This window comes from Mesorhizobium comanense (assembly GCF_005503535.1).
GTDB classification, from domain to species: Bacteria; Pseudomonadota; Alphaproteobacteria; order Rhizobiales; family Rhizobiaceae; genus Mesorhizobium; species Mesorhizobium comanense.
This window is the reverse complement of sequence record NZ_SCNN01000012.1, coordinates 51,548-75,941: the sequence shown is the minus strand read 5'-3', so window position 1 is coordinate 75,941 and position 24,394 is coordinate 51,548. Positions and strand designations below refer to the sequence as shown.

General features: G+C 64.0%; 25 protein-coding genes. 5 read left to right on the top strand and 20 right to left on the bottom strand.

Going from position 1 to position 24,394, the window contains the following annotated elements; translation table 11 throughout:
* Nucleotides 1-5: 5 nt before the first annotated feature.
* Both FFS37_RS20510 and grpE read right to left on the bottom strand, forming a co-directional pair.
* The gene (locus FFS37_RS20510; RefSeq protein WP_137932793.1) at nt 6-644 is read right to left on the bottom strand and encodes a trimeric intracellular cation channel family protein; all 639 of its coding nucleotides are present in this window, start codon (nt 642-644) and stop codon (nt 6-8) included.
* Between the two features lie 109 nt (nt 645-753).
* Nucleotides 754-1,386 (bottom strand): nucleotide exchange factor GrpE, encoded by a 633-nt coding sequence (gene grpE / locus FFS37_RS20505; protein WP_137932792.1) that lies wholly within the window; start codon nt 1,384-1,386, stop codon nt 754-756.
* A 239-nt stretch (nt 1,387-1,625) separates the two neighbouring features.
* Here grpE and FFS37_RS20500 point away from each other — a divergent pair, with 239 nt between their 5' ends.
* Both FFS37_RS20500 and FFS37_RS20495 read left to right on the top strand, forming a co-directional pair.
* Nucleotides 1,626-1,829, top strand: a complete 204-nt coding sequence (locus tag FFS37_RS20500; protein ID WP_137932791.1) for a hypothetical protein — start codon at nt 1,626-1,628, stop codon at nt 1,827-1,829.
* A 95-nt stretch (nt 1,830-1,924) separates the two neighbouring features.
* A complete protein-coding gene (locus tag FFS37_RS20495) occupies nt 1,925-2,947 on the top strand; it encodes a fatty acid desaturase (RefSeq protein ID WP_137932790.1) in 1,023 nt (340 codons plus the stop codon).
* Between the two features lie 48 nt (nt 2,948-2,995).
* Here FFS37_RS20495 and FFS37_RS20490 read toward each other — a convergent pair whose 3' ends face one another.
* The 7 genes from FFS37_RS20490 to cysG form a co-directional block, all read right to left on the bottom strand.
* A complete protein-coding gene (locus FFS37_RS20490) occupies nt 2,996-3,616 on the bottom strand; it encodes a DJ-1/PfpI family protein (protein WP_137932789.1) in 621 nt (206 codons plus the stop codon).
* A 191-nt stretch (nt 3,617-3,807) separates the two neighbouring features.
* Nucleotides 3,808-5,415, bottom strand: coding sequence for a GMC family oxidoreductase (locus FFS37_RS20485; protein WP_137932788.1), 1,608 nt, complete (start codon nt 5,413-5,415; stop codon nt 3,808-3,810).
* Nucleotides 5,416-5,510: 95 nt separating this feature from the next.
* Nucleotides 5,511-6,044 carry a DUF934 domain-containing protein gene (locus FFS37_RS20480; RefSeq protein WP_137932787.1) on the bottom strand — a complete coding sequence of 178 codons (534 nt, stop codon included), beginning with the start codon at nt 6,042-6,044 and terminating at the stop codon, nt 5,511-5,513.
* A 174-nt stretch (nt 6,045-6,218) separates the two neighbouring features.
* Nucleotides 6,219-6,983, bottom strand: a complete 765-nt coding sequence (locus tag FFS37_RS20475; RefSeq protein WP_137932786.1) for a phosphoadenylyl-sulfate reductase — start codon at nt 6,981-6,983, stop codon at nt 6,219-6,221.
* A complete protein-coding gene (locus FFS37_RS20470) occupies nt 6,958-8,628 on the bottom strand; it encodes a nitrite/sulfite reductase (protein WP_137932785.1) in 1,671 nt (556 codons plus the stop codon). The genes FFS37_RS20475 and FFS37_RS20470 overlap by 26 nt, the downstream gene beginning before the upstream one ends.
* Before the next feature lie 47 nt (nt 8,629-8,675).
* Nucleotides 8,676-8,969 carry a DUF2849 domain-containing protein gene (locus FFS37_RS20465; RefSeq protein ID WP_137932784.1) on the bottom strand — a complete coding sequence of 98 codons (294 nt, stop codon included), beginning with the start codon at nt 8,967-8,969 and terminating at the stop codon, nt 8,676-8,678.
* The gene (gene cysG / locus FFS37_RS20460) at nt 8,966-10,414 is read right to left on the bottom strand and encodes a siroheme synthase CysG (protein ID WP_137932783.1); all 1,449 of its coding nucleotides are present in this window, start codon (nt 10,412-10,414) and stop codon (nt 8,966-8,968) included. The genes FFS37_RS20465 and cysG overlap by 4 nt, the downstream gene beginning before the upstream one ends.
* A gap of 386 nt (nt 10,415-10,800) precedes the next feature.
* Here cysG and FFS37_RS20455 point away from each other — a divergent pair, with 386 nt between their 5' ends.
* The gene (locus tag FFS37_RS20455; protein ID WP_137932782.1) at nt 10,801-11,250 is read left to right on the top strand and encodes a baeRF12 domain-containing protein; all 450 of its coding nucleotides are present in this window, start codon (nt 10,801-10,803) and stop codon (nt 11,248-11,250) included.
* 217 nt (nt 11,251-11,467) lie between these two features.
* Nucleotides 11,468-13,252: a cation:proton antiporter domain-containing protein gene (locus tag FFS37_RS20450; protein WP_137932781.1), complete on the top strand. Its 1,785-nt coding sequence runs from the start codon at nt 11,468-11,470 to the stop codon at nt 13,250-13,252.
* A 5-nt stretch (nt 13,253-13,257) separates the two neighbouring features.
* Here FFS37_RS20450 and FFS37_RS20445 read toward each other — a convergent pair whose 3' ends face one another.
* Nucleotides 13,258-14,067, bottom strand: coding sequence for an AraC family transcriptional regulator (locus FFS37_RS20445; RefSeq protein WP_137932780.1), 810 nt, complete (start codon nt 14,065-14,067; stop codon nt 13,258-13,260).
* A 127-nt stretch (nt 14,068-14,194) separates the two neighbouring features.
* Between FFS37_RS20445 and FFS37_RS20440 the strand changes: the two genes are divergently transcribed.
* Nucleotides 14,195-15,112 carry a zinc-binding dehydrogenase gene (locus FFS37_RS20440; RefSeq protein WP_137932779.1) on the top strand — a complete coding sequence of 306 codons (918 nt, stop codon included), beginning with the start codon at nt 14,195-14,197 and terminating at the stop codon, nt 15,110-15,112.
* A 29-nt stretch (nt 15,113-15,141) separates the two neighbouring features.
* Here FFS37_RS20440 and FFS37_RS20435 read toward each other — a convergent pair whose 3' ends face one another.
* From FFS37_RS20435 to FFS37_RS20390, 10 genes are all read right to left on the bottom strand, one after another.
* A complete protein-coding gene (locus tag FFS37_RS20435) occupies nt 15,142-15,894 on the bottom strand; it encodes an SDR family NAD(P)-dependent oxidoreductase (protein ID WP_137932778.1) in 753 nt (250 codons plus the stop codon).
* A gap of 81 nt (nt 15,895-15,975) precedes the next feature.
* Nucleotides 15,976-18,261: a transglycosylase domain-containing protein gene (locus FFS37_RS20430; RefSeq protein WP_137932777.1), complete on the bottom strand. Its 2,286-nt coding sequence runs from the start codon at nt 18,259-18,261 to the stop codon at nt 15,976-15,978.
* 314 nt (nt 18,262-18,575) lie between these two features.
* Nucleotides 18,576-18,911: a hypothetical protein gene (locus FFS37_RS20425; RefSeq protein ID WP_137932776.1), complete on the bottom strand. Its 336-nt coding sequence runs from the start codon at nt 18,909-18,911 to the stop codon at nt 18,576-18,578.
* Nucleotides 18,912-19,100: 189 nt separating this feature from the next.
* Entirely contained in the window at nt 19,101-20,096 is a 996-nt protein-coding gene (locus tag FFS37_RS20420; RefSeq protein ID WP_137932775.1) for an SMP-30/gluconolactonase/LRE family protein, read from the bottom strand.
* Nucleotides 20,097-20,256: 160 nt separating this feature from the next.
* Nucleotides 20,257-21,171, bottom strand: coding sequence for a hypothetical protein (locus FFS37_RS20415; RefSeq protein ID WP_137932774.1), 915 nt, complete (start codon nt 21,169-21,171; stop codon nt 20,257-20,259).
* Between the two features lie 33 nt (nt 21,172-21,204).
* On the bottom strand, nt 21,205-21,351 hold the full coding sequence (locus tag FFS37_RS20410; RefSeq protein ID WP_137932773.1) for a hypothetical protein: 147 nt from the start codon (nt 21,349-21,351) through the stop codon (nt 21,205-21,207).
* 24 nt (nt 21,352-21,375) lie between these two features.
* Entirely contained in the window at nt 21,376-21,630 is a 255-nt protein-coding gene (locus FFS37_RS20405) for a GlsB/YeaQ/YmgE family stress response membrane protein (protein ID WP_056594910.1), read from the bottom strand.
* Between the two features lie 110 nt (nt 21,631-21,740).
* Nucleotides 21,741-21,944, bottom strand: coding sequence for a hypothetical protein (locus FFS37_RS20400; RefSeq protein ID WP_137932772.1), 204 nt, complete (start codon nt 21,942-21,944; stop codon nt 21,741-21,743).
* Between the two features lie 88 nt (nt 21,945-22,032).
* Nucleotides 22,033-22,653: a ribonuclease D gene (locus tag FFS37_RS20395; protein ID WP_137932771.1), complete on the bottom strand. Its 621-nt coding sequence runs from the start codon at nt 22,651-22,653 to the stop codon at nt 22,033-22,035.
* Nucleotides 22,654-22,730: 77 nt separating this feature from the next.
* Complete coding sequence (locus FFS37_RS20390; RefSeq protein ID WP_137932770.1) at nt 22,731-24,116, bottom strand: M20/M25/M40 family metallo-hydrolase; 1,386 nt, start codon at nt 24,114-24,116, stop codon at nt 22,731-22,733.
* Between the last annotated feature and the right edge of the window lie 278 nt (nt 24,117-24,394).

The window sequence follows — 24,394 nt, the reverse complement described above, 5'->3', positions numbered from 1 at the left end:
CCTACTCACGGAATATCCTCGGGCCGCCTGCCGGGGCGGCTTTTGTAGGAGGGGAACGACCAGCCGAATTTGAGCGCGCCGCCGCGCACCACGAGGGCTGCCAAGAACCCGGCAAGGCTGGAAACCAGCGACGGCAGGCCAGAGACGTCCCCGGCGGTGAAGACAGCGGCGCCCACGAGGGCGGCGGTGACATAAATTTCGGGCCGAAGCAGCACCGAAGGCTCCCCGGCCAGCAGATCGCGTAATATGCCGCCGAACGTCGCCGTCAGCATGCCCGTGATCACCGACACCGCGGGCGATCCGGTGATGGCCAGTCCCTTGGCCGCGCCCATCACCGAAAAGGCGGCCAGCCCGATGGCGTCAAGCCAGAGCAGCAGCTTGTAGCGGGATTCGACACGGTGCGCCGTGAAGAAGACAAGGACCGCCACGACCGCGCAGATCAGCACATAGTTTCGGTTCGTCACCCAGAACACCGGCACATTCAGGATGAGGTCGCGGAACGTCCCGCCGCCGATGCCGGTGACGCTGGCCAGGAACAGGAAGCCGATAATGTCGAGCTGCTTGCGCGAAGCCGCCAGCGCCCCCGTCGCCGCGAAGACGGCAACGCCGGCATAGTCGAGAAGGGCGATGGGACTGAAGGACATGAGGCAATAGGCATTGGGATCAGGAACTGCGCATGAATAGCACGAAGCCGCGCGATTGATACGACTGCCTTGGCTGCCTAATGCCTACTGCCTAATCCCTAACCCCTGACTACGCATCCTTCTCCGCCTGCTCGTTCACCGGTCCCGGCTCGACGGGCGCCCCAGCGGCAACTTTCGGGCCGCCCTTGGCGACGCCCACCATGGCGGGACGCAGCACGCGCTCGCCGATCGAATAGCCCGGCTGCACGACCTGGACCACCGTATTGGCGGGGACGTCGGGATTCGGCACTTCGAACATCGCCTGGTGGAAATTGGGATCGAACTTCTCGCCTTCCGGAGCGAGCTTCTTGACGCCGTGCCGCTCGAGCGCCGACAGCATGGCGCGCTCGGTGAGGTCGACGCCTTCGATCAGCGCCTTGAATCCGGCATCGCCCGAAGTCTTGGCTTCGGCCGGGATGGCATCCAGGGCTCGGCGCAGATTGTCCGACACCGACAGCATGTCGCGGGCGAAATTCGCAACGGCGTAGGTGCGCGCGTCATGCACGTCGCGCGCCGTGCGGCGGCGCAGGTTTTCCATCTCGGCCGCGGTGCGCAACGCGCGGTCCTTCAGTTCTTCATTTTCCTTCAGCAGCCGCACAAGCGCTTCATAGTCGCCATCGATGCCGCCTTCCATGCGCTCGGCATTGGCCTCGGCCGCCTCGGTTTCGCTGGGCGCGCGTTCGTCTTTTGCCTGGTCGCTCATCGCCGTTTCCCGTCATCTCGAATGGTATGGATTTTGTGCCCGATATCGAGGTTCGGCGGCCAAAAATCAAGGGGCAAGCGACCTTTAGGCCCCTTGGCGGGGTCAGCCGGCACAAGACGGCGATATCCGGTTTTTAATTCAAATTTTACCGTACTGACCGGCTTCGCTTGCCACGAGAGCGTGATGGGGGAACCATTCCCTTGCTGGAAGAGTTTCGGAGCCGACACAGGATTTTTGAAATGATGACCCGCGACAACGCAAAAAAGGGAGACATGCTCGCCACCGAAGTCAGGCGCCAGTTCGGCGCCGAGGCGATGACGCGCTTTCTGCGCACCTTGCCGACCTTTCGCACCGAAACCGACACTCCGGACCGCTTCAGGCAATTGCTCGACCGTCTCGAGAGCGTCGAAAGCCACGGCAGCGCCGGCGCCAGGCGTCGGTAAGAAGGCCGGATTCCGCGCCTCGCGCGACAATTACACCCAGTAATTTCGTGTGATACTCGCTTGCGGTGGGCACGCGCCTCCGCCTATTGTTCCTGATGAACATGATTTCCCCCGACACGGCCGCCAACAGCAAGCGCGCCTGGCTGAAGATTCTGGCGCGCTACAAGAAGCCGGACAGACGCCGCAGCGCCATCGAACTGGCCATCACTCTCATTCCGTTCGTCACGCTGTGGGCCATGTCGGCGACCGCCTATGCCTATGGCCATTGGTGGGGACTGATCCTCATCCTGCCGGCCGCCGGCTTTCTGGTGCGGATCTTCATGATCCAGCACGATTGCGGCCACGGTTCCTTCTTCGCAAACCGTCATGCCGACGATTGGATCGGACGCGCGCTCGGTGTGCTGACGCTGACGCCTTATGACTGCTGGCGGCGGGCGCATGCCGTGCATCACGCCAGTGCCGGCAATCTCGACGAACGCGGCATGGGCGACATCAGGACGCTGACCGTTGCCGAATATCGCCGGATGTCATGGCGTGGCCGCCTTGCCTATCGGCTCTACCGCCATCCGCTGGTGATGTTCGGCCTCGGTCCGATCTGGCTTTTCATCTTCTCGCAAAGGCTGCCGGTCGGCATGATGCGTGCAGGTCTGACGCCCTGGGTGTCGTCGATGACCACCAACCTCGCCATCGCGCTTGCGGCGGCGGTGCTTGTCTGGGCGATCGGACCCGGCGCGTTCCTCATCGTCCATCTGCCGATCGTCATCCTCGCCGGTTCGGCCGGCGTCTGGCTGTTCTACGTCCAGCACCAGTTCGAGGAAACGGAGTGGGCGAAGGATGACGACTGGGAATTCCAGCACGCCGCCCTGCATGGATCTTCCTATTACGATCTGCCGCCGCTCTTGAACTGGTTTACCGGCAATATCGGCGTCCATCACGTCCATCACCTCTCCGCAAAGGTACCGGGCTACCGGCTTCAGGAAGTGCTGAGGGACTATCCCGAGTTGCGCGGCATCGGCCGCGTCACGCTTCTCGACAGCCTGCGCTGCGTCAAGCTGGCGCTCTGGGATGAAAGCCGCCGCAAACTGGTATCGTTCCGCGAAGCGCGGATGGCGGCCTGAAACGGGCCGCCGCGCCAATGGCGCGGCGGTGTCTGCCAAGAATATCTGTCAGGCCGCCTGGCGCTCGTCGCGCATCAGGATTTCGCCGTGGCGAATCTCCGTGCCCAGCACCTTCAGGCATTCACGGATAAAGTTCGACAGGCCCGGCCATCCCTTGGCCGAGACCAAATTGCCGTCGACATGGGCGCCGGTCGCCGCGACGTCGATATAGGTGCCGCCGGCGAGCGTCACTTCCGGCTCGCAATAGTGAAGTGCGGCCACTTCCCTTCCCCGCACCACGCCGTCGACCGCGATCAGGATCTGCACGCCATGACAGATGGTGAAGATCGGTTTGCCGGCCTCGTGGAAATGCCGCACCAGCGCCTGCACCCGTTTGTCGATGCGGATATACTCCGGCCCGCGCCCACCGGCCGCATAGACCGCATCATACTTGGCCGGGTCGACTTCGGCGAAGGTCTTGTTGAGGATGTAGTCGTGACCGAGTTTCTCGGTATAGGTCTGGTGCCCCTCGAAGTCGTGCAACGATGTCTTCAGAACATCGCCCGCCTTCTTGTCCGGACACACGACGTGGACGGTGTGGCCGACCGCATGCATGGCCTGCTCGAAAACGAAAATCTCGTATTCCTCGCTGAACTCGCCAACGAGCATCAGTATCTTCTTGCCAGCCATTCCGGTTCCTCCCCTTGCGGCTATTTATTTCGAGATACGAAATAATAGCCTTATCCTAAGGGCAAGACGGGAAAAGGAAAAGCTCAAATCGTACAATTGGTACGACCAGTTTTGATAAAAACCTGCCGAAGCGGCTGAACATGGTCTTCGATCAACCAGAAAAAACCAAGACTGGCTCGACCAGAACCGCGTCAGCCAACCGCCTTGATCATGTCGGCCGCTTTCTCCGCGATCATGATGGTCGGCGCATTGGTGTTGCCACCGACCAGCCTCGGCATCACCGAAGCGTCGACGACGCGCAGGGCCTGCATGCCGCGCACCCGCAGTTGCGCATCGACCACCGCCATTTCGTCAATGCCCATCTTGCAGGTGCCGACCGGGTGATAGATCGTGTCGGCGCGGGCCCGGATATGGGCCATCAGCTCCGCGTCCGTCGAAGCGCCGGCGGTGTAGATTTCCTTGTGGCGATATCTGGCCAGCGCCGGCGCCTCCAGAATGCCGCGCATCATCCGGACACCCCTGAGCAGCAGGCCGGCATCCCGTTCATCCGACAGGAAGCGTGGATCGATGCGTGGCGGCGCCAGCGGATCCGCGCTCGCCAGCCCGACCTCACCGCGCGCATGCGGCCTGAGCACGCAGACATGGCAGGAAAAGCCGTATCCCATATGCAGCTTGCGGCCGTGATCGTCGACGATGGCGATGCAGAAATGCAGTTGCAGGTCGGGCCGGTCGATCGCCGGGTCGGATTTGAGGAAGGCTCCGCCTTCCGCGTACGGCGTGGCGATCATGCCGCCGCCATCCCTGCGCCACCGCCACATATGCCGCAGCAGGGCAGGCAGGCCACGCAGGCCAATGCCCATCATGTCGGCATCCTTCGACGTCCAGCCCAGGATGAAATCGAGATGATCCTGCAGGTTCTTGCCGACGCCGGGCAAATCGTGCGCGACGGCAATGCCGTGCGCGGCAAGTTCGGCGGCGGGACCGATACCGGACAGCAGCAACAGATGCGGCGAGCCGAAAGCGCCACCGCAGACGATGACCTCGCGCGCGGCTTGCGCGACGGCCTCGCTGTTGCCCTTGCGGTAGCGCATGCCCGTCGCCCGCTTGCCGTCGAGGACGATGCCGGTGGCATGCGCTCCGGTGATGACGGTCAGGTTCGGCCGGCTCGCGGCCGGTTGCAGATAGGCCGATGCCGCCGAGCAGCGTTCGCCGCCGCGGCGTTCGCCCCAGAACTGCGTGACCTGGTAGAGGCCGGCGCCTTCCTGCTCCGGCCCGTTGAAATCATCGTTGCGGCGGATCTGGTTTTCGCCGCAGGCTTCGACGAAGGCCTTCGACAGCGCCCGTGGTTCCCGCTGTTCGGCCACCCGCAAAGGACCATCGCCGCCGTGCAGGGCATCGCTGCCCCGCTGGTTGCCTTCCGCGCGCCGGAAGTAAGGCAGAACCTCGTCCCACGACCATCCGTCGCAGCCGAGCGCGGCCCATTCGTCATAGTCGGCGCGATGTCCCCTGACGTAGAGCATGGCATTGATGGCGCTGGAGCCGCCAAGCGCCTTGCCGCGCGGCTGATAACCCTTGCGGCCGTTCAAGCCCGTTTGCGGCACGGTCTCGAAGGCCCAGTTGCTGATCTTGGGCCGGCCGGGCAACAATGCGATGATACCGGCCGGGGCGCGGATGAGCAGATTCCTGCCCTCGCCACCGGCCTCGATCAGGCAAACCGTTTTCGATGGATCTTCGGAAAGCCGGGCGGCGAGCGTACAACCGGCGGACCCGCCGCCGGCAATGACATAGTCGTAGCGCATGAAGACCCTCCCCGATCATCAAGCGGATTTCCATCCGGATGATCAGAGAAGGCCCGATCGCAAGCGATGTAAAGAGACGCCGGATTGCCGCTGCGTCAGCTGCCTCGAATGCGCCGCCAGGAGTATTTCGGCCCTTTCGGCTCCGTCACGGCGGCCGGCTGGTAATAGAGCCCCAACCCGCCGGTGCGGCCCTCTTCCAGACGCTTCAGCAGCACCGGGTTCGAAATCTCGAACTCGTCGAAGCCCAGCCGCAGCATATGCGGCAGCGGGTCGACCAGCACTTGGCCCGTGGCGCGAACGGCGCCCTCGAAATGGTAGCGGCTGCGCAGCAGTTCAGCCTTGGAGAAGGAGCGCCCGTCGCTGAAGGCCGGAAAGACCAGCGCCACCAGCGAAAGCTGGTCGAGTAAATCTGCGATCTTCTCCAACTGGTCGCCGGGCTGCAAAAGAACGCCGAGCCGTTCCTTGGCCGACCGGCGGACTTCCGGGTCAAGGTCGAGAAATGCCTGCAACGGCAGGATGAAGCGGCCATTGCCCGTAAGCGCCTCGGCGCTTTCGGCATGCGCCCATTCATCCTCGCGAAAACCCTGCGGGGTCCAGAGCCGGGTCTCCGGTGTCGTTGGTTCAGCCATCAAGAAAAGTTCCTAGATATTCAAACGAGCCAAGGATGTGTTGAGATTCAGGTCAGGCTGCGCCGAAAAAGGCGGCTTGCGAGAACCGGGGCAGAGCGTACTTGAAGTACGTGAGCACCGGAAGCGCGGGAAGCTGCTATTTGTAGGCCGGCCTCACCTGAACATCATCATATTCTAAAGGGATGCGTCGGTCAGCGACTTCTCCAGCCCCGACAGATGAATGCCGCACTCGGTCTTGGCATGACCGGCCCAGCGGCCGCTGCGTGCGTCCTCGCCCGGCTGCACCGGCTGCGTGCATGGGAAACAGCCGATCGACAGATAGCCGTAGGCGACCAGCGGATTCTCGCGCAGCGCATGCGCGCGCATGTAGTCGGCCTGGTCCGATGTCGTCCAATGGGCCAGCGGATTGATGCGGATGCGCGGACCGACCGCTTCGAACACAGGAAGAGCTGCCCGCGTCGAAGCCTGGAAACGCTTGCGGCCAGTCAGCCAGGCACGGAAAGGGGCCACCCCTCGCGCCAGGGGCTCGACCTTGCGCACCTCGCAGCAGGCGTCGGTGTCGGTCTGGTGCAGACTGCCGGTCGGGTCTATCCGTTCCAGCGCCGCCTCCTCGGGCTTGATCACCCGTATGTTGGTCAGGCCGAAATCGGCGACAAGCGCGTCGCGGTAGCCGAGCGTCTCGTCGAAATGCTTGCCGGTGTCGAGGAAGATGACCGGCAGCGACCGGTCGACCTCGGCGATCATATGCAGGAGCACGGCGGAATCCGCGCCGAAGGACGACACGGCCGCGATCTCGTCGCGGAACAGTTCGTTGGCCGCGCGCTCGATGATCTCGAGCGGCTTCAGATGACCATACAGCGCATCGAGCCCCGCCGCCTTTGCCGCGGCGCCGTCCTCGGCATCGGCGATCCGGTCAAGCGGCCTTGGCTTCGCCAGCATAGAGCGCCTCCTTGAACGGCGCGGGACCGACACGGCGGTAGGCGTCGATGAATATTTCCTGCGGGTTGAGCCGAAGGCCGAGATAGGTGTCGACGATCGTCTCGATGGCGTCGGTGATCTCTTCCGAGGAGAAGCCTCGGCCAATGATCTCGCCGACCGACGTGTTCTCGTCGGCCGATCCGCCGAGCGTTACCTGATAGAGCTCGGAACCCTTTTTCTCGACGCCGAGAATGCCGATATGGCCGACATGGTGGTGGCCGCAGGCATTGATGCACCCGGAGATCTTCAGCTTCAGCTCGCCGATCTCGCGCTGCCGCTCCAGCGAGGCGAAGCGTTGCGAAATCTCCTGCGCGATCGGGATCGAGCGCGCGGTCGCCAGCGCGCAATAGTCGAGGCCCGGGCACGAGATGATGTCCGAGATCAGATTGGAATTGGCCGTCGCCAGTCCGATCTCGACCAGTGCATCATACACCGCCTTGAGGTCGGCGCGCGCCACATGCGGCAGGATCAGGTTCTGCTCATGGCTGACGCGAAGCTCGTCGAAAGCGTATTTCTCGGCGATGTCGGCGACCGCCTCCATCTGGCTGTCCGACGCATCGCCGGGAACCTCGCCGATGCCTTTCAGCGAAATCGTTACCGCGGCGTAGTCGGGATGGCGGTGCGTGACCACATTCTGGTCGAGCCACTCCGAGAAGCCCTTGGAATCCAGCCGCGCCAGCTTGACCGCCTCGTCGCCTTCCGGCCGGTCGCTGAGGTCAGGCGGCGCGAAATACGCCTCGATGGCGCGGATGTCGGCGTCCGGCAGCTTCAGCTCGGCGTCCTTCAGTTCCTGCCACTCGGCCTCGACCTGGCGTGTGATCTCCTCGACGCCGGTCTCATGCACGAGGATCTTGATGCGTGCCTTGTACTTGTTGTCGCGGCGGCCGTAGAGGTTGTAAACGCGCAGGATCGCCGTGCAGTAGGACAGAAGGTCTGCTTCCGGCAGGAAGTCACGGATCTTCCTCGCAACCATTGGCGTGCGACCCTGGCCGCCGCCGATATAGACGGCGAAACCGAGTTCGCCGGCGGCGTTCTTCTTCAGGTGCAGGCCGATGTCGTGGGTCTGGATGGCGGCGCGGTCGCGTTCGGCTCCCGTCACCGCGATCTTGAATTTTCTGGGCAGGAACGAGAATTCCGGATGCACTGACGACCACTGGCGCAGGATTTCCGCGTAGGGGCGCGGGTCGGCGGCCTCGTCGGCGGCCGCCCCCGCGAAATGGTCGGCGGTGACGTTGCGGATGCAATTGCCGCTGGTCTGGATGGCGTGCATCTCGACGCTGGCGAGATCGGCCAGGATCGCCGGAATATCCGACAGCGCCGGCCAGTTGAACTGGATATTCTGGCGGGTGGTGAAGTGGCCGTAGCCCTTGTCGTATTTGCGCGCGATGTGGCCCAGCATGCGCAGCTGCTTGCTGTTCAGCGTGCCGTAGGGCACGGCGATGCGCAGCATATAGGCATGCAGCTGCAGATAGACGCCGTTCATCAGCCTGAGCGGCCGGAACTGGTCTTCGGATATCTCGCCGGACAGCCGGCGCTGGACCTGGTCGCTGAACTCGGCGACGCGGGCCTGGACAAAATCGTGATCGAACTCATCGTAACGGTACATGCTTCGTCTTTCAGGGCGCGTCCGCCCGCTTTCATTTGCTGTCCCGGCTATGCCGCCCGTTCGGCCTGCTTGCCCAGATCGCCCCGGATGGTCGGACCGGCGGCGCGGATTTTCTCGCGCAGCCGCACCGGCTCGACCACGCCGTTCACGACTTCCGCATCGATCAGATTGACGTCGACCACCTCATTGTCGGCATAGGCCTTGGCACCGATCGCCTCCAGCTGATCCTCGGCCGCCTTGTCATGGGCAAGGTCGGCCTGGTCCACCGTCTCGGCCCAACCGCCATCGGCATACCAGACGGCGATGCCATCGCCGAGACGATTGGCGGTCAGTATCTTCATGATTGGGCTCCTTCAGCGGCAGTGATGGCATCTTCCCGCCGATATGCCGCCAGCGGCTCTGACCGCTCGAAATTGGCGCCGGCGACGGCGTCGCCGATAATGGTCATGACAGGGCCGGAAAGATCGGCGCGCGCTTCCAGCGACGGCAGATCGGCAAGCGTGCCATGGAAACGGCGGCGATGGCCGAGGCTGGCATTCTCGACAATGGCGACCGCCGTATCTGGCGACAGGCCGGCCTCGATCAGGCGGCCGGCGACTTCGGCGGCGACCGAGCGGCCCATATAGACGGCGACGGTAGCGCCCGAAATGGCAAGCTTGGCCCAGTCCGGCAAGGAATTGCCCTTAAGATCGTGACCGGTGGTGAACACCATGGAAGACGAAACGCCGCGCAGTGTCAGCGGCAATTCGAAATCGGCGGCGGCGGCAAAGGCGGCGGTGACGCCCGGAACCACTTCATAGGCGATGCCGGCATCGCGCAGCGCCGCCATTTCCTCGCCGGCCCTGCCAAACACCAGCGGATCACCGGACTTCAGCCGCACGACACGCTTGCCCTGGCGGCCGAGTTCGACCAGCAACGCGTTGATCTCGGCCTGGCTCTTGGTATGGCAGCCCTTGCGCTTGCCGACCGGCAAGCGTTCGGCATCGCGGCGGCCCATGGCAACCACCGCCTCCGGCACCAGCGCATCATGAACGATGACGTCGGCTTCCATCAGCAGGCGATGCGCCCGCAACGTCAAAAGATCCTCGGCGCCTGGACCTGCGCCCACCAGGGCGACGTGGCCAGCAGCGGGCGCGCTGGATAGCAATAGATCAACGGCGGCGTCATGCGCCCGTCCAAGCTCGCCGGCCTCGACGGCACGCGCCGGACCACCCTGGAAGAAACTGTTCCAGAACCGGCGGCGGGCATTTCCCTTCGGCAAAATCTTCTCGGCGGCGGCGCGCAGCGATGCCGCAAGCGCGGCGAGCGACCCAAGCGACGGCGACAGCATCTGGTCGATACGGCCACGCAGCATCTGGGCAAGCACGGGCCCTGCCCCCTCGGTGCCGATGGCGATGGCGACCGGAGCACGATTGACCAGCGCCGGGGTGAAGAAATCGCAAAGTTCCGGCCGGTCCACCGCATTGACCGGAATACCCAGCCTGCGCGCATCTAAGGCCACGCGGCGGTCGAGTTCCTCATCGCCGCTGGCGGCAAACACCATCACCGCGCCTTCCAGATGCGAGGCTTCATAGGCCGCCGCGACGTGGCGGACGCCAGCCTCGGCAACGAAGGCCGACAGCTCCGGCTCGATCGTCGGGGTTATGATGCGTAGCGCCGCGCTCGACTGGCCGACCAGTCTTGCCTTGGCGAGGGCCTCGGCGCCGCCGCCGACGATGGCCACGGCTTCGCCCTCGACCCGCATGAAGACGGGAAAGGCGTTGAGCTTGGCATTGGCTGGCGACATCTGGAAAGCAATCCGGGAACAGTCTGGCAGTTTTACGCCGGGGCGCGAAAAACCAGAAGCAAAGCACTCGCGCATCCTGTGATGGCAGGCAATCGCTTTTTCGCAACCGCGAAAGGCAGGAGAAAAAAATTCCACGAGCGCGCCTAGGGCGCAGCCAGTAGGGCCGAGACGGCCCTTGATTTCAGATGGTTTTAGCTGTTGCTGCCCCATTCGGCAAAACAGTTTTTTCTAAATTCTACTAATTTAATAGATTAAAGCCGTGCCCCGCCCCTCAGCCGATTTACCGGCTTGATGGCATGCCGTGGCGACCTCGCTCCGCTGCCTGGAACGTTAGCGGATGCAAACGCGTTCCGACATATCCATCAGCCCGAAGAAGGAGCGCTTTCATGAACACGATCAATCTCAAGCACGGCATCTGGGTCATGGTTGCCGACGGGGAAAAGGCGCTCTTCCTGAAGAATGCCGGCGACAACAAGTTTCCCAATCTGGAAGTCGTGCAGGTGATGGAGCAGGAGAACCCGCCCACGCGCGATCAGGGAAGCGACAGCCCGGGCCGGCACAATGACGGCCCATCAGCGCACCGCAGCGCGGTCGAGGACACCGACTGGCACCGCATCGGCAAGGAGCGTTTCGCCGAGGAGATCGCAGCGAAACTTTATAAGCTCGCGCACCGGGGCGCGTTCGACAGCCTCGTGCTCGTCGCGCCGCCGCTGGTGCTGGGCGCCATGCGCAAGAAACTGCACAAGGAGGTCGAGGACAAGGTCGCGGCGGAAATTCCCAAGACCCTGACGAACCACGCGGTCTTCGAGATCGAGACCCTGTTGCGGGCGGCCTGACTACAAGCGCCGGGCAAACCGGCGAGGTCCGTGCCTGCCGCGATCCTTGAACCGGCGGCCTCTCTGGCCGCCGGTCGTGCATTTTATGGCCCCCCGCGACGATTTTCGCGCTTCTGCGGGTTGCATCATCGTCATGCCATCCACCATATTGCAAAAAGGCGGCGGCTTCGGGCGGCGCACATCCGACATCGCTAGCTTGAAAGGCGCTCCATAGACAATGCCGCATGACACGCCCCTTATCGCCACCATCGTCGCCGGTCTGGGGCTGGCTTTCGTCTTTGGCGCTCTTGCCAATCGCTTCCGAATTCCGCCACTGGTCGGCTATCTCGTAGCCGGCGTGCTGGTCGGGCCGAATACGCCCGGTTTCGTCGCCGATGCGGGCCTTGCCAATGAACTGGCCGAAATCGGCGTCATCCTGCTTATGTTCGGCGTCGGCCTGCATTTCTCCCTCAAGGATCTGCTGTCCGTGCGGGCGATCGCCGTGCCCGGGGCCATCGTGCAGATCGGTTTTGCCACGCTGCTCGGCGTCGGACTTTCCTGGATGCTCGGCTGGACGATGGGCGCCGGCCTGGTCTTCGGCCTGGCACTGTCGGTCGCCTCCACCGTGGTGCTGCTGCGCGCCCTGCAGGAACGCCGGCTGATCGAAACCGAACGCGGCCGTATCGCGGTCGGCTGGCTGATCGTCGAGGATCTGGCCATGGTGCTGGCGCTGGTGCTGCTGCCGGCGCTCGCCGGCGTACTTGGCGGCCAGGAACAGGCGGATGCGCATTCTAGCGGCCTTCTGTCGCTGCCGGCCAGCTACGGCATCTGGGGTGTCGTCGGTATCACGCTGGCCAAGGTTGTCGCCTTCGTCGTCGTCATGCTGGTGGTCGGCCGGCGGGTCATTCCCTGGATCCTGCACTACGTGGCCCACACCGGTTCGCGCGAGCTGTTCCGGCTGTCGGTTCTGGCCATCGCGCTCGGCGTGGCATTCGGCGCGGCCAAGCTGTTCGGCGTCTCGCTGGCGCTGGGCGCCTTCTTCGCCGGCATGATCATGAGCGAATCCGAGCTCAGCCACCGCGCGGCCGAAGAATCCCTGCCGCTGCGCGACGCTTTCTCCGTGCTGTTCTTCGTGTCGGTCGGCATGCTGTTCGACCCGTTCAGCCTGGTCAGCAATGGCCTGCCTATCCTGGCGACGCTGGCCATCATCATCATCGGCAAGTCCCTTGCCGCCTTCGTCATCGTCATCGCCTTCGGATACCCCCTGGCGACGGCGCTGATGATTTCGGCAAGCCTTGCGCAGATCGGCGAATTTTCCTTCATCCTGGCCGAGCTCGGCGTCGGGCTGAAACTGCTGCCCGAACAGGGCCGAGACCTGATCCTTGCCGGCGCCATCCTCTCGATCCTGCTCAACCCGCTGATGTTCCTCATCATCGACTGGATGAAGCCATGGCTTGAGGCCCGCGCCGCCAAGGCAGCACCACCCGCGGACGCAAAGCCTGTCGGTCCGGCGACGTCACCAGGTCAGGTGGCGTCGGTCGCCGCGACATCCAGGAAGGAGGACGGTCCGCCTCCCAGGACGGCGCTCACCGGCCATGCCATCCTGATCGGCTACGGCCGGGTCGGCAGCCTCGTCGGCGCGGCGCTGAAAGAAGCCGGGCAATCCTTCCTCGCCATCGAGGATGCCGACAAGACGCTGGCGCGGCTGAAGGCCGACGGCATCGAGACGGTTGCCGGCAATGCCGCCAATGCCGAAGTGTTCGCGGCCGCCAATCCGGAAGGCGCCAGACGGCTGATCCTTGCCATCCCCAATGCCTTCGAGGCCGGCCAGATCGTGCTGCGCGCACGCGCCGCCAATCCTGCCATCAACGTCGTGGCCCGCGCCCATTCCGATGCCGAGGTCGAGCATCTGAAGGGGCTTGGCGCCAACACGGTGATCATGGGCGAGCGCGAGATAGCGCGCGGCATTGTCGAGGAAGTGCTGGGCAACAAGCCGGAAGCCGCCGAACCCTCCGCCACCTGAACCTGCTACGCCACGAAGGCGGAGCCTCCATTCTGGGCGATGCTGCCCAGATACTTGGCCGGAGGCTTCCCCAGCGCCTTCTTGAACATGGTGATGAAGGCCGTGACGGAACCGTAGCCGAGATCGCCGGAGACCTGCTGCACGGAGGCCCCGGAAGCCAGTTCGCGAATGGCGACGATCAGGTGCAGCTGCTGGCGCCACCGCCCGAAGCTCAACCCTGTCTCCCTGACGACCAGGCGGGCGAGGCTGCTTTCGCTGAGCGCGACGCGGTCGGCCCATTCGGCAAGCGTGCTGCGGTCGGCCGGGTCCTGCGCCAGCGCGTCGGCGATCCTTCGGAGCCGAGGCTCCGATGAGATCGGCAGATGCAGCTGCTGCACGGGCATGCGGGGCAGCTCGTTGAGCAAGATCCTGGCCAGGAGTTCATCTCTTTGCGGGTCGTCCTGCAAACTGTCGGACAGGTCGATGATCAGTTCGCGCAGCAGCGGCGAAATCGAAAGCGTGCAGCAGCGGTCGGGCAATTCGGCGGCTCCCGGCTCGATATAGACGAAGAAGATACGGGCATTGGCCGTGGCGATATTGCTGTGCTCCATGGCCCCGGGAATCCACACCCCGCAATGAGGCGGTACCATCCACAGTCCGCTCGGCACACGGCATGTTACGCCACCACCGAGGGCGAACACGAGTTGTCCCTTGCGATGCAAATGAGCGGCGACCTCCGCGCGTGTCTCGGTAACGTCGACACGCACGGCGATGGCCGCCGCGTCGATCTGGTCGACTTCGAAATTGACCCAGGGATATCGGAGCGGTTGCCGCATTTTGACTTCTTTTAGCGATAGGAAGCTATCATAGCTAAATTCTTCGACCCTCGAAATCGATAGTTTCCTGCCGTGCAGAAATGGCGCGCACCGCTCGTGCGCCGCGCAACAGCAGGAGATAAATCGAATGCTCGCCCTCATGACGTCCCCAGGCAGCAACGGTGGCCTGATCCTGGCAGATTTCGATGAGCCGAGGCCGCTCGCCAACGAGGCAGTTGTCTCGGTCCACGCCACCTCGTTGAATCGCGGCGAACTGCGCCTGATCGCCATCCGTCCGGATGGGTTCATCCCCGGTCAGGACATTGCCGGCGTGGTCGAGAAAATGGCGGCCGATGGTTCCGGGCCAGCCATCGGCACGCGGGTCGCGGCCCTGGTGGACCAGGGTGGCTGGGCCGAACGTGTCGCCGTGCCGACGGACCGCCTCACCGTCGTGCCGGATGACGTCGGTTTCGCCGCTGCCGCCACGCTTCCGGTCGCGGGCACGACGGCGCTGAGAACTTTGCGCCATGGCGGTGAGCTTGCCGGCCGGGAGGTGCTGATCACCGGTGCGAGCGGTGCGGTCGGCCGTTTCCAGGTCCAGATCGCCCGCGAGCAGGGCGGCTTGGTCACCGCGGTGGCCGCCGCGCGTCACAGGGAGGATCTTCGCGCGCTGGGAGCCGGGCAGGTCGTCGAGTCGATCGAGCTGGCCACCGGGCCATTCTCGCTCATCACCGAATCGGTTGGCGGCCAGAGCCTCGCGCAGGCGATCGAACGGGTGGCCCCGGGCGGCACCATCGTCATGTTCGGTTCGAGCAGTGGCGAGCTCACGCCGGTTGGATTCCGCCAGTTCGTTCCGGGCCACGAGGGCGCGAGGCTTCAGACCTTCGCCTATTACGCGTCCGGACCCAGCATCGGCGCCGACATCGCTTCGCTGCTTGCCCTGGTCTCGGCTGGCCGGCTCGAAACCCGCATAGCCCTGACCGTGCCGTGGACGGAGATCGCTCAGGCGCTGGAGGCGCTGCGCCGGCGCAGCTTCAGCGGCAAGGCCGTGCTGACCATGACTTGAAGCGTGTCCTCAAGCTGAGCCCGGCCGGCTCAGACGTGCTGGCCGCCATTGATGTGGATTTCCGAGCCGGACACGTAGGACGACTGCGGCGAACACAGGAAATAGATGATGTCGGCGACCTCGGCCGTGGTGCCCAGCCTCCTCAGCGGGATCGTTTCGACGATCTTGTCCGTACCGGGCGACAGGATCGCGGTGTCGATCTCGCCCGGCGCGATCGCGTTGACGCGGATGCCGTGCGGGCCGAAATCATGCGCCATCTCGCGTGTCAGCGAGCCGAGCGCCGCCTTGGAAGTCGCATAGGCCGTGCCGGCGAAGGGATGCACCCTCGTGCCGGCGATCGAGGTGACGTTGACGATCGAGCCCTTCGCCGCCGCCAGCTCCTTGAACAGGCCTCGTGCCAGCATGATCGGCGCGAAGAAATTGACCTGGAACACGTCGCGCCAGACATGCATCGGCGTGTCGATCGAATTCATGCGGCCATTGCCGTCCTTGAGCTTGGGCGAAATGCCGGCATTGTTGACGAGCGCATGGAGATGGCCGCCATGCGCCTCCAGCCGGTGGCGGATTTCCGACACCGCGATGCCGACATCCTCCTGATCGGCGAGATCGACCTTGATATGGTCTTCCGGTCCGGCGGGCCACGGGCAATCCTCGGCAAAGGCCTGGCGGGAGCAGGTGATGACGCGCCAGCCTTCGCGCGAAAAGCGCTTGACCGTGGCATGGCCGATGCCCCGGCTGGCGCCGGTCAGCACGATGGTTTTTCTGGTGTCTGGTTCAGCCATGTCGCGGTCTCCGGCCGGAGGTGTAGCCGAACACCGCGGCGCTGGCGAGAGGCGGATTGACGCCGCTGGACGACAGGCTCCTCAGCCGCCGCCCAGAATATCGAGGATCGAGGTCTGCCGCTTCTTCATGGGGCCGCCGACATTGCCCGGGGGCACCGGATGCCCGACCGAGGCGGTGGTGCCGTCATCCGCCGGCATGTTGAAGCCGTTGGCATCCACAGTCTGGGCCGGCCGTGCCGGGCGGACCGGCGCCGCTGGCTGCGGCGCGGGGTTGGACGTCTGCGTTGCCTGCGGTTGCTGCTGGCCCACCGCCACCGACGGTACCGGCGCCTGCTGGTTGTTGTCCACCGAGGGGATATCGTCGGGCACGATCGTATCTGGCGGCGTCGACTTCCATGTGCCAGGCAACGGCCGCACCGGCACGCCCTCATGGGCTGCGACCATGAATTCGTGCCAGGCCTGTGCCGGCAGCGCGCCGCCGGTGACCTTCTTCATCGGTGTGCCGTCGTCATTGCCGAACCACACGCCTGTGGTGAGGTTGGCGGTATAGCCGACGAACCAGGCGTCGCGCGAATTCTGGCTGGTGCCGGTCTTGCCGGCCGAAGGCCAGGCGAAGGCCGCCTTCTTGGCGGTGCCGACCTCGACCGTGCCGGTCATCATCGAATTCATCATGCCGACAATCTCGGGCTTGATCACGCGCGGCGCGCTGCCGCTGCCACCGCTGTCGTAAAGCACCTTGCCGTCCGCACCCGTGATGCGGCGGATGAAATGGATGTCGGGCTTGTACCCGCCATTGGCGAAAGGCACGTAAGCCGAGGTCAGCTCCAGCGGCGTCACCTCCGACGTGCCAAGCGCGATCGAGGTGTTGGCTTGCAGGTCGGACTGGATGCCCATGCGGTGCGCCGCCTCGACCACGGCGTTGGGGCCGACTTCCATGGTCAGCTGGGCGGCGACCGAATTCAGCGACTTGGCCAGTGCCGTCGCCAGCGTCACCTTGCCGAAATATTTGCCGCCGTAATTGTCGGGGGTCCAGTTGCCGATCTTGATCGGCGCGTCGTTGCGGATGCTGTCGGGCGTGCGGCCGGCCTCCAGCGCCGCCATGTAGACGAACGGCTTGAACGCCGAACCCGGCTGGCGGCGCGCCTCCGAGGCGCGGTCGAACTGGCTGGTCGAATAATCATAGCCGCCGACCATGGCGCGCACCGCGCCCGAATCGTCGATCGAAACCAGCGCGCCCTGGGTCACATTGAGCTTCTTGCCGCTGTCGTCGATCAGTTTGCGGATCGACTGTTCGGCGAGCTTCTGCAGCGTCAGGTCGACGGTCGAGTCGATGACGATATCGCCGCGAACATCGCCGATCAGGTCCGGCAGTTCTTCCATGATGGTGTCGGCGACATAGTTTTCCGAGCCGGTCCAGTAGGATGGGGAGCGCGTCGCCGGCGCGCTGAGCGCCGTCTTCAGCTCCTTCTCGCTGATCTTGCCTTCCTCGCGCATGGCGGCGAGCACCAGTTGCGAGCGCTCCTCGGCCGCCTTGGGATCGCGCGCCGGCGACAGCCGCGACGGCGCTTTCAAAAGGCCGGCAAGCAGGGCTGCCTCCGACAGGGTGACGTCACGCGCGCTCTTGCCGAAATAGCGCCGCGAGGCAGCCTCCACGCCATAGGCGCCGGAGCCGAAATAGACCCGGTTGAGGTACATTTCGAGGATCTGGTCCTTGGTGTGCTTGTGCTCCAGCCAAAGCGACAGCAGCACTTCCTGCACCTTGCGCTCCAGAGTGCGGTCCGGCGTCAGGAACAGGTTCTTGGCCAATTGCTGGGTCAGCGTCGAACCACCCTGCGAGAAGTGCCCGCCGAGCAGGTTGGTGACCATCGCGCGCGACAGGCCGATCGGATCGACACCGAAATGCGAGTAGAAACGGCGATCCTCGATGGCGATCACCGCCTCGGGGATATAGGGCGACATTTCATGCAGGCCGACCGCCTCGCCGCCGCTCATGCCCCTGTTGGCGATCAATTGCCCATCGGCCGAGACGATCTTGATGTTGGGCGCACGATCTGGGATCGACCAGGTGGTGGCCGCCGGCATCTTGGCACCGTAGTAGATCACCACGCCCGCCACCGCGATGCCGCCCCAGATGGCAAGCACGAAACACCAGTAGAACAGCCGGCCAAGCACGCCGAAAAGGCCGCGCCGGCTTCTGCCGCGACCGCCGCGCGAGGATTTGGTCTTGGACGGCTTGCGTTTGGCGGAGGCTTTGCGGTTGCTCGGCACGACGCGGTCCTCCTCGCTCACCGAAAGACCCGTCTGGGATCGCGCCTTTGGCGGTCCGTCAAAACTGGGCTCGATGCGGCTGTCTCTGCGGTTCGCCATGCGCTGCGCTTGCTATCCCCGGTGCCAATGGCGTTCCGGTTGAAGACTAGATGCGGCGATTTAAGGGCGGGTTAAGTGGGAAAAAATTGAAGTGCTGTTTAATCAAGCGCTTGTCTCTTCCGCCCAGTCGCCGTTACCGGTCTGCTTCGGCTCTCTTCATTCTGGTGTCTGTGGAGCCAACCTGCCGCCTCCAGGAAGCGCATCGTCAGCGAAGGACCGAACTCCTGGCCCGGAGCTGCTCATCCACCGTCTGTGGGCGCGGCCCGCGGACGGCAGCGGGCTTGCTGCGACGTGAAGGTGGGAAGGTCTTTGAGTTAACTGACAACCGAGCGCGTGCTGAGGGGTTTCCTCAGAAGCCAGAACAGCCAAGTGGCGCTTGCGCCGAGGATTCCCCAGTAGCTTGCCACGATGATCTCTCGCCCAACTATGCTCGGTGATTTGTAGATCATGAACGCCAGCATGGGCAGCGCGAACCCTAGAAACCCAAGTAGCAGGTAGTCGATCAGAGATCCGTTCCTCGCTCGCGAAAGCAGCAGATGGCCTGGCAGGATTATGACCAATTCCCAAGCATATGCGATGAGCATCAGCCATACGAAGGCGGCCAGAAGACCATACTGGGGCCTGTGCTGATGCAGGAAAACCGTCGACATGAGCATCGCCGGGAGCGGTGCTATGACCAAGGCTGCAGATGTGCGCATCGTCGGTACCCTACGGGTTATGCGCCATGCATCGCACAATCTTCTATTCTTAAAGTTAAGCGCCTCTCGCGAATTTAACGCACTTCGGGTTGAGTTCCGCCTTCGGCCCATTGAACCCGAGCGAAGCGGCGTTGCCGCCGATCAGAGAGATGGCCAGGAGGAGGAGGCGCTCGCCGAGCCGATCATCGATGCCAGGGAGAAAAACGCCAGCGTCTGCTCCTCGCAGGTGATGGCGACCACGTTGTTCGACCGGTCGATGTCGAGACCCTTCGGCCCTCCTTCCTCGACGTTCGCCCTGCCGCGCAGGAAGGCTTCCTCGTCGATGACCTCGGGCGAGCGCACCGGCGCGCGGCGTCCGCTCCAGCCGCCATCGCCGGCATAGACATTCACCACCCGGCTGCCGGCATCGGCGACAAGGATGTGCCGGTCGTCAGCGGTGAAGCGCACGCCATGCGGGTAGCCGGCGTCGGTCAGAACGCCGGCGGGTTCGGTTTCGGGGCCCAGCGATGGGGAAATCCGATAGAGCTTGACGTCCTGGGTGCCATGGCTGCTGATCGCGATCCACCGCCCGTCATGACTAAGAGTGATGCCGTCGGGTATATCAAGACCGCGCGCCAGCAGCCGACGGTTGCTCGTCGTCCGATAGCCAAGCCAACGGTTCACCACGTGCCTGGTGACCATGTGGGTGTAATTGTTGCAGACCAGCAGGCTGACGCGGCCATGCGGTTCGGCCTTGACGGCAAGGGAGCCCGGCGAATTCAGTCTGCAGAGCCCCTTGCCCTTCACCCGACGGATGGCTGATATCTCGTGGCTCTGGCCGGTCGGCTCTTCGGCTGGCAAGGCAAAGATCACGACGTGGCCGTCGCGGTTGCCGACCACCAGCGTGCGGTCGTCGATGAAATCCAGGCCGTGGATTTCGCCCATATCGCCCGATGTCAGCTCCATGAAGTCGCGGACCGCGACGGAGGGACCTCCAGCCTCGATGTCGACGCGCAGCACCAGCAGGCGCTTGCGTGCATAGCCGGCAATCACCAGCAGACGATTGTCGGGCGAAAAGCGCAAATCCTCGGTACGCCCGATCGCCGAAAGCGCCGCCCGCACTGCCTCGCTCGCCTTGAAGTCGATCCGCGCGATCATCGGTTCTCCGCCCCCGGGAACCGAATGATCATACGGATCGGGAGTTGTCCCGCCGTCCCAGCCCATTGAAAAGTGCATGCCCCGCCTTGAGGTCGCGACTAAGCCCCAAGACACCTTCGTGGTCAAGCCGATCGGAGGGCTGCTCCGCCCCGACCTTGCTTCAGATCGGTTCGAACTTCACGTCAGGCTGGTCGGGGCCGCCGGCCTGCCGCAGCAAGGCGGCGAGATACTCGCGCCTGTCGGCCGGCTGCTTTCGCCAGTTCGATGCGTTCGTCACATGCAGCCAGCCGTCGACCGACATGAAATGATCCTCATGCGGATTTTTTCCATCTCCGAAGGCCAGCAATTTGTTTTCGGTGAACCTGACCTGTGCCGGGTCGATCGACCGGTAGAGCAGCGGCCAGTTGCCGCCGCCGGAATCCATATGGAACCTGTAGCTCGGGGCGAAATCCAGGCGTTGCCGCAACAGGCTTCCGTCGAAGAAGCAGAAGGCGGGCCACAGGAACCAGCCGCCCGGCGTCGGCGTGTCGTCCCGCAGGCTGCCATAGGCAAGCCTGCCCCCCAGCCTTTCGCGGATCGAGAACGGTTGCGTGGGAAAGATATCGTGGTCGATGAAGCCGAAGAGTTTCGGGCCAAAACCGGTGACGAAATTACGCACGATCCAGTTCAGCGCCTGGCCGTGCGACCTGCTGACGACGAGCCTGTTTCTCGGCAACGCGACATAGGGCACTTCCAGGCGGCGGCAGAGGTCGCGGATCGCCGTCCTCGCCTCCTCCTTCTTGGAGTTGTCGAAGACGATGTAGCTCTGGTGCTCGGCCAGATACCGGCGCACGAGATGGATCTGCCATTCAATGACGTCTGGCCGGTTGAAGGCCACGCTGGCGATGACGGCGTCGCCGAAGGCCCGCTGTTGCCCATGCAACTCACTGACCGGCGCGGCGGTCCTGAGGAAGCGGAACGTGCGCCAGACATAACGCAGCCAGGCCTCGCGTCTCGGCGGCCTGTTCAGCCTTTCCCACTCGGCAACACTGATCTTGGGCTCTTCACCGCCCTGCGGCGCGTCGCCAGCCCCCATGTCGCGCTCCTGCATCCCCGCTCGGTCGCGGGGTCAGTTCTGCTGGATCGAAATGCCCTTGTCGTCGATCTTTAGTTCGACGCCCTTCGGCTTGGTCTGCTCGTGGTAGACATAGACGCCGAGCGCGATGACCACGACGACGAGCGCGCCAATGACGAGATAGAGCGTATTCTGTTTCATGGCGCGCCCTTGATTGTCGGAGCCCTATGCTCGCTTCAGCACCTTGACCAGCACCAGGAGGATGATGGCGCCGATCGTGGCGTGGATGATGGAGGCGAGGATGCCGCCGCCGATCGAAAATCCGATCCGCGGGAACAGCCAGCCGGCGATGAACGCGCCGACGATGCCGACGATGATGTTGCCGATCAGGCCGAAACCGAAGCCCGAGACGATCAGGCCGGCGAGCCAGCCGGCAATGGCACCGATGATGATGAAGACGAGAAGACTTTCGACACCCATAGCGATTTCCTCCGAGCAAGAGGGCGAGCACGGAGCGGAAGGCTCCGAATCGGCCCCGATATCAACGGCTTCAGGCTATTCGAAAGCAGCCGCCATCGCCAGCGGCGCACTCACTGGTCGTCATCGTCGCTGGCGGCGGGCCGCCAGCTGGTCGGCTCGACCTTCTTTTGCGTATGGCTGTCGGTGTAGACCCACCAGCCGTCGTCGCGGTACTGCGCGATGGACTCGTTGAGCACCCCGTCGCTGTCCTTCCAGGTGACGGTAACCTTGGAACCGTCGGTCGGCGCGGTCGATATCGGCTTTCTGTCCGCCATCTCATCCCCCTGTTCGAGCCGACAGAAACGCGGCTCGCGCTATCTGGTTCCAGACCGGCCCCGACGGCGCGCGTCGGCGCGGGGGTCGTCAGCTATGGGCGAAGATATCCTCTTCGTCCCAGCCCATCAGGTCAAGCTTGGCCCGCGTCGGCAGGAAGCGGAAGCAGGCATCGGCTTCCTTCGCGCGGCCATCGCGTGCCAGCCGCCCCGCCAGCACTTCACGCAACCGGTGCAGATAAAGAACATCGGAAGCGGCGTATTCGAGTTGTTCGGGCGACAATGTTTCAGCTGCCCAGTCCGAAGATTGCTGCGCCTTGGACAGGCCGACGCCGAGAAGCTCGAAGCAGATGTCCTTCAGCCCATGGCGGTCGGTATAGGTGCGCGTCAGCCGCGAGGCGATCTTGGTGCAGAACACCGGCTCGGGCATCACGCCGAAGGCGTTGTAGAGCACCGCGAGATCGAAGCGCCCATAATGGAACAGCTTGGTTATGCCGCGGTTCCTCAGCAGGCTGACGAGATTCGGCGCCTTCTTCTGGCCCGGCGCGATCTGAATGACGTCGGCGGTGCCGTCGCCGGGCGAAATCTGCACGACGCAGAGTCGGTCGCGATGCGGATTGAGCCCCAGCGTCTCGGTGTCGATGGCGACCGCATCGACATTGTAGTGCGAGAGATCGGGCAGGTCATTCTTGTGGAAACGGATGTCGGGCATTGTCTTCTCCGGTCGCGGCGTAAACCGTCCTCGCCGCGATCCGGTGAAAAATCAACAGGAAAACTCGTTTTCCGCGCTCAACGGGTCAGTGCGTCGAGGATCCGTGCCCAGGAGCGCTGGCCCTTGTGGAAGGAGCTGAGCTCATACTTTTCGTTCGGCGAATGGATGCGGTCGTCATCCAGACCGAACCCGACCAGCAGCGATTCCATGCCGAGATAGGTCTGGAAATCGCCAACCACCGGGATCGAACCGCCGCTGCCGGTCGTCACCGCGGGCTTGGGCCATTCGTCCGACAGGGCGGTCTTCGCCTTGGCCAGGAACGGCGAGTCGTAGGAAAGCTGGATGGCCGGCGAGCCGCCATGGGCGTGGAATTCGACCGAGCAATCGGCCGGAATGCGCTCCTCGACGAACTTGCGGAAGGCCGCGCGGATCTTCTTCGGATCCCGCTTGTGGACGAGGCGGAACGAGACCTTCGCCGACGCCTCCGCGGCGATCACCGTCTTGAAGCCCTTGCCGGTATAGCCACCGATGATGCCGTTGAACTCGGCCGTCGGCCGGGCCCAGGTCAGCTCCAGCACCGAACGGCCCTTCTCGCCCGACGGGATCGACAGGCCGACGGGCCCGAGGAAGGTCTCGGCGGTCTCGCCGAGCGTCTCCCAGGATTTCAGCACCTGGGTGGGCGTTTCCTCGACGCCGTCGTAGAAACCGGGGACGGTGATATGGCCGTCCTTGTCGTGAATGTCGGCCAGGACCCTCGCCAGGATGCGGATCGGATTGGCCGCCGCCCCGCCATAGAGGCCCGAATGCAGGTCGCGGTCAGCGGCTTTGACCGTGATCTCTTCGCCGACCAGCCCGCGCAGTCCCACGCAGATGGACGGCGTGTCGCGGTCCCACATGCTGGTATCGCAGACCAGCGCGAAATCGGCCTTGAGCTCCTCGGCATTGGCCTCGAGGAACGGCTTCAGCGATGGCGAACCGGATTCCTCCTCGCCCTCGAATAGGATGGTGATCCGGCACGGCAGGTTGCCATGCACCTGCTTCCAGGCCCGGCAAGCCTCGACGAAGGTCATCAGCTGGCCCTTGTCGTCGGCCGAGCCGCGTCCGGTGATGACCTTGTGGTCGGGGCCGACTTCCTTGAGCGCGGGCGCGAAGGGATCGTTCTCCCACAATTCGATCGGATCGACCGGCTGCACGTCGTAATGGCCGTAGAACAGCACATGCGGCGCGCCCGCCGGACCTTCGTGATGCGCGACCACCATCGGATGTCCGGGCGTGTCGCGCACGCTGGCGTCGAAGCCGATCAGCTTGAGTTCCGCCACCAACCACTCCGCCACCTTGCGGCAATCGGCGGCATAGGCCGGATCGGTGGAGATCGACTTGATGCTGAGCAGACCAAACAGCCGTTCCAGGCTCTGGTCGAGATTCTTGTCGAGACGGTCGAGGACGGGGGAAATTGCGGACATTGGCAAGCCTTTCGATTCAGTGCCGGAACCGTAAAGGCAGGACGGGAAAACGGAAAGCCCGGGATTATTGGACCAAGGACGCGAGGGTCCCGTCCAAGACAAAAAAGACCGCCGTGGTGGAGGGGGAACCACGGCGGCCTCTACTCGAAACGATGCGGCAGCCCGGAGAGGGGGGGATAGGCTGCCGCAGATGTCCGGTATAGGCGGGGGACGGGCCTTGCTCCGGACTTCGGCGAAAACTGCCGATGACCTGTATTTGGGTCTGTGAACGTGGCGAT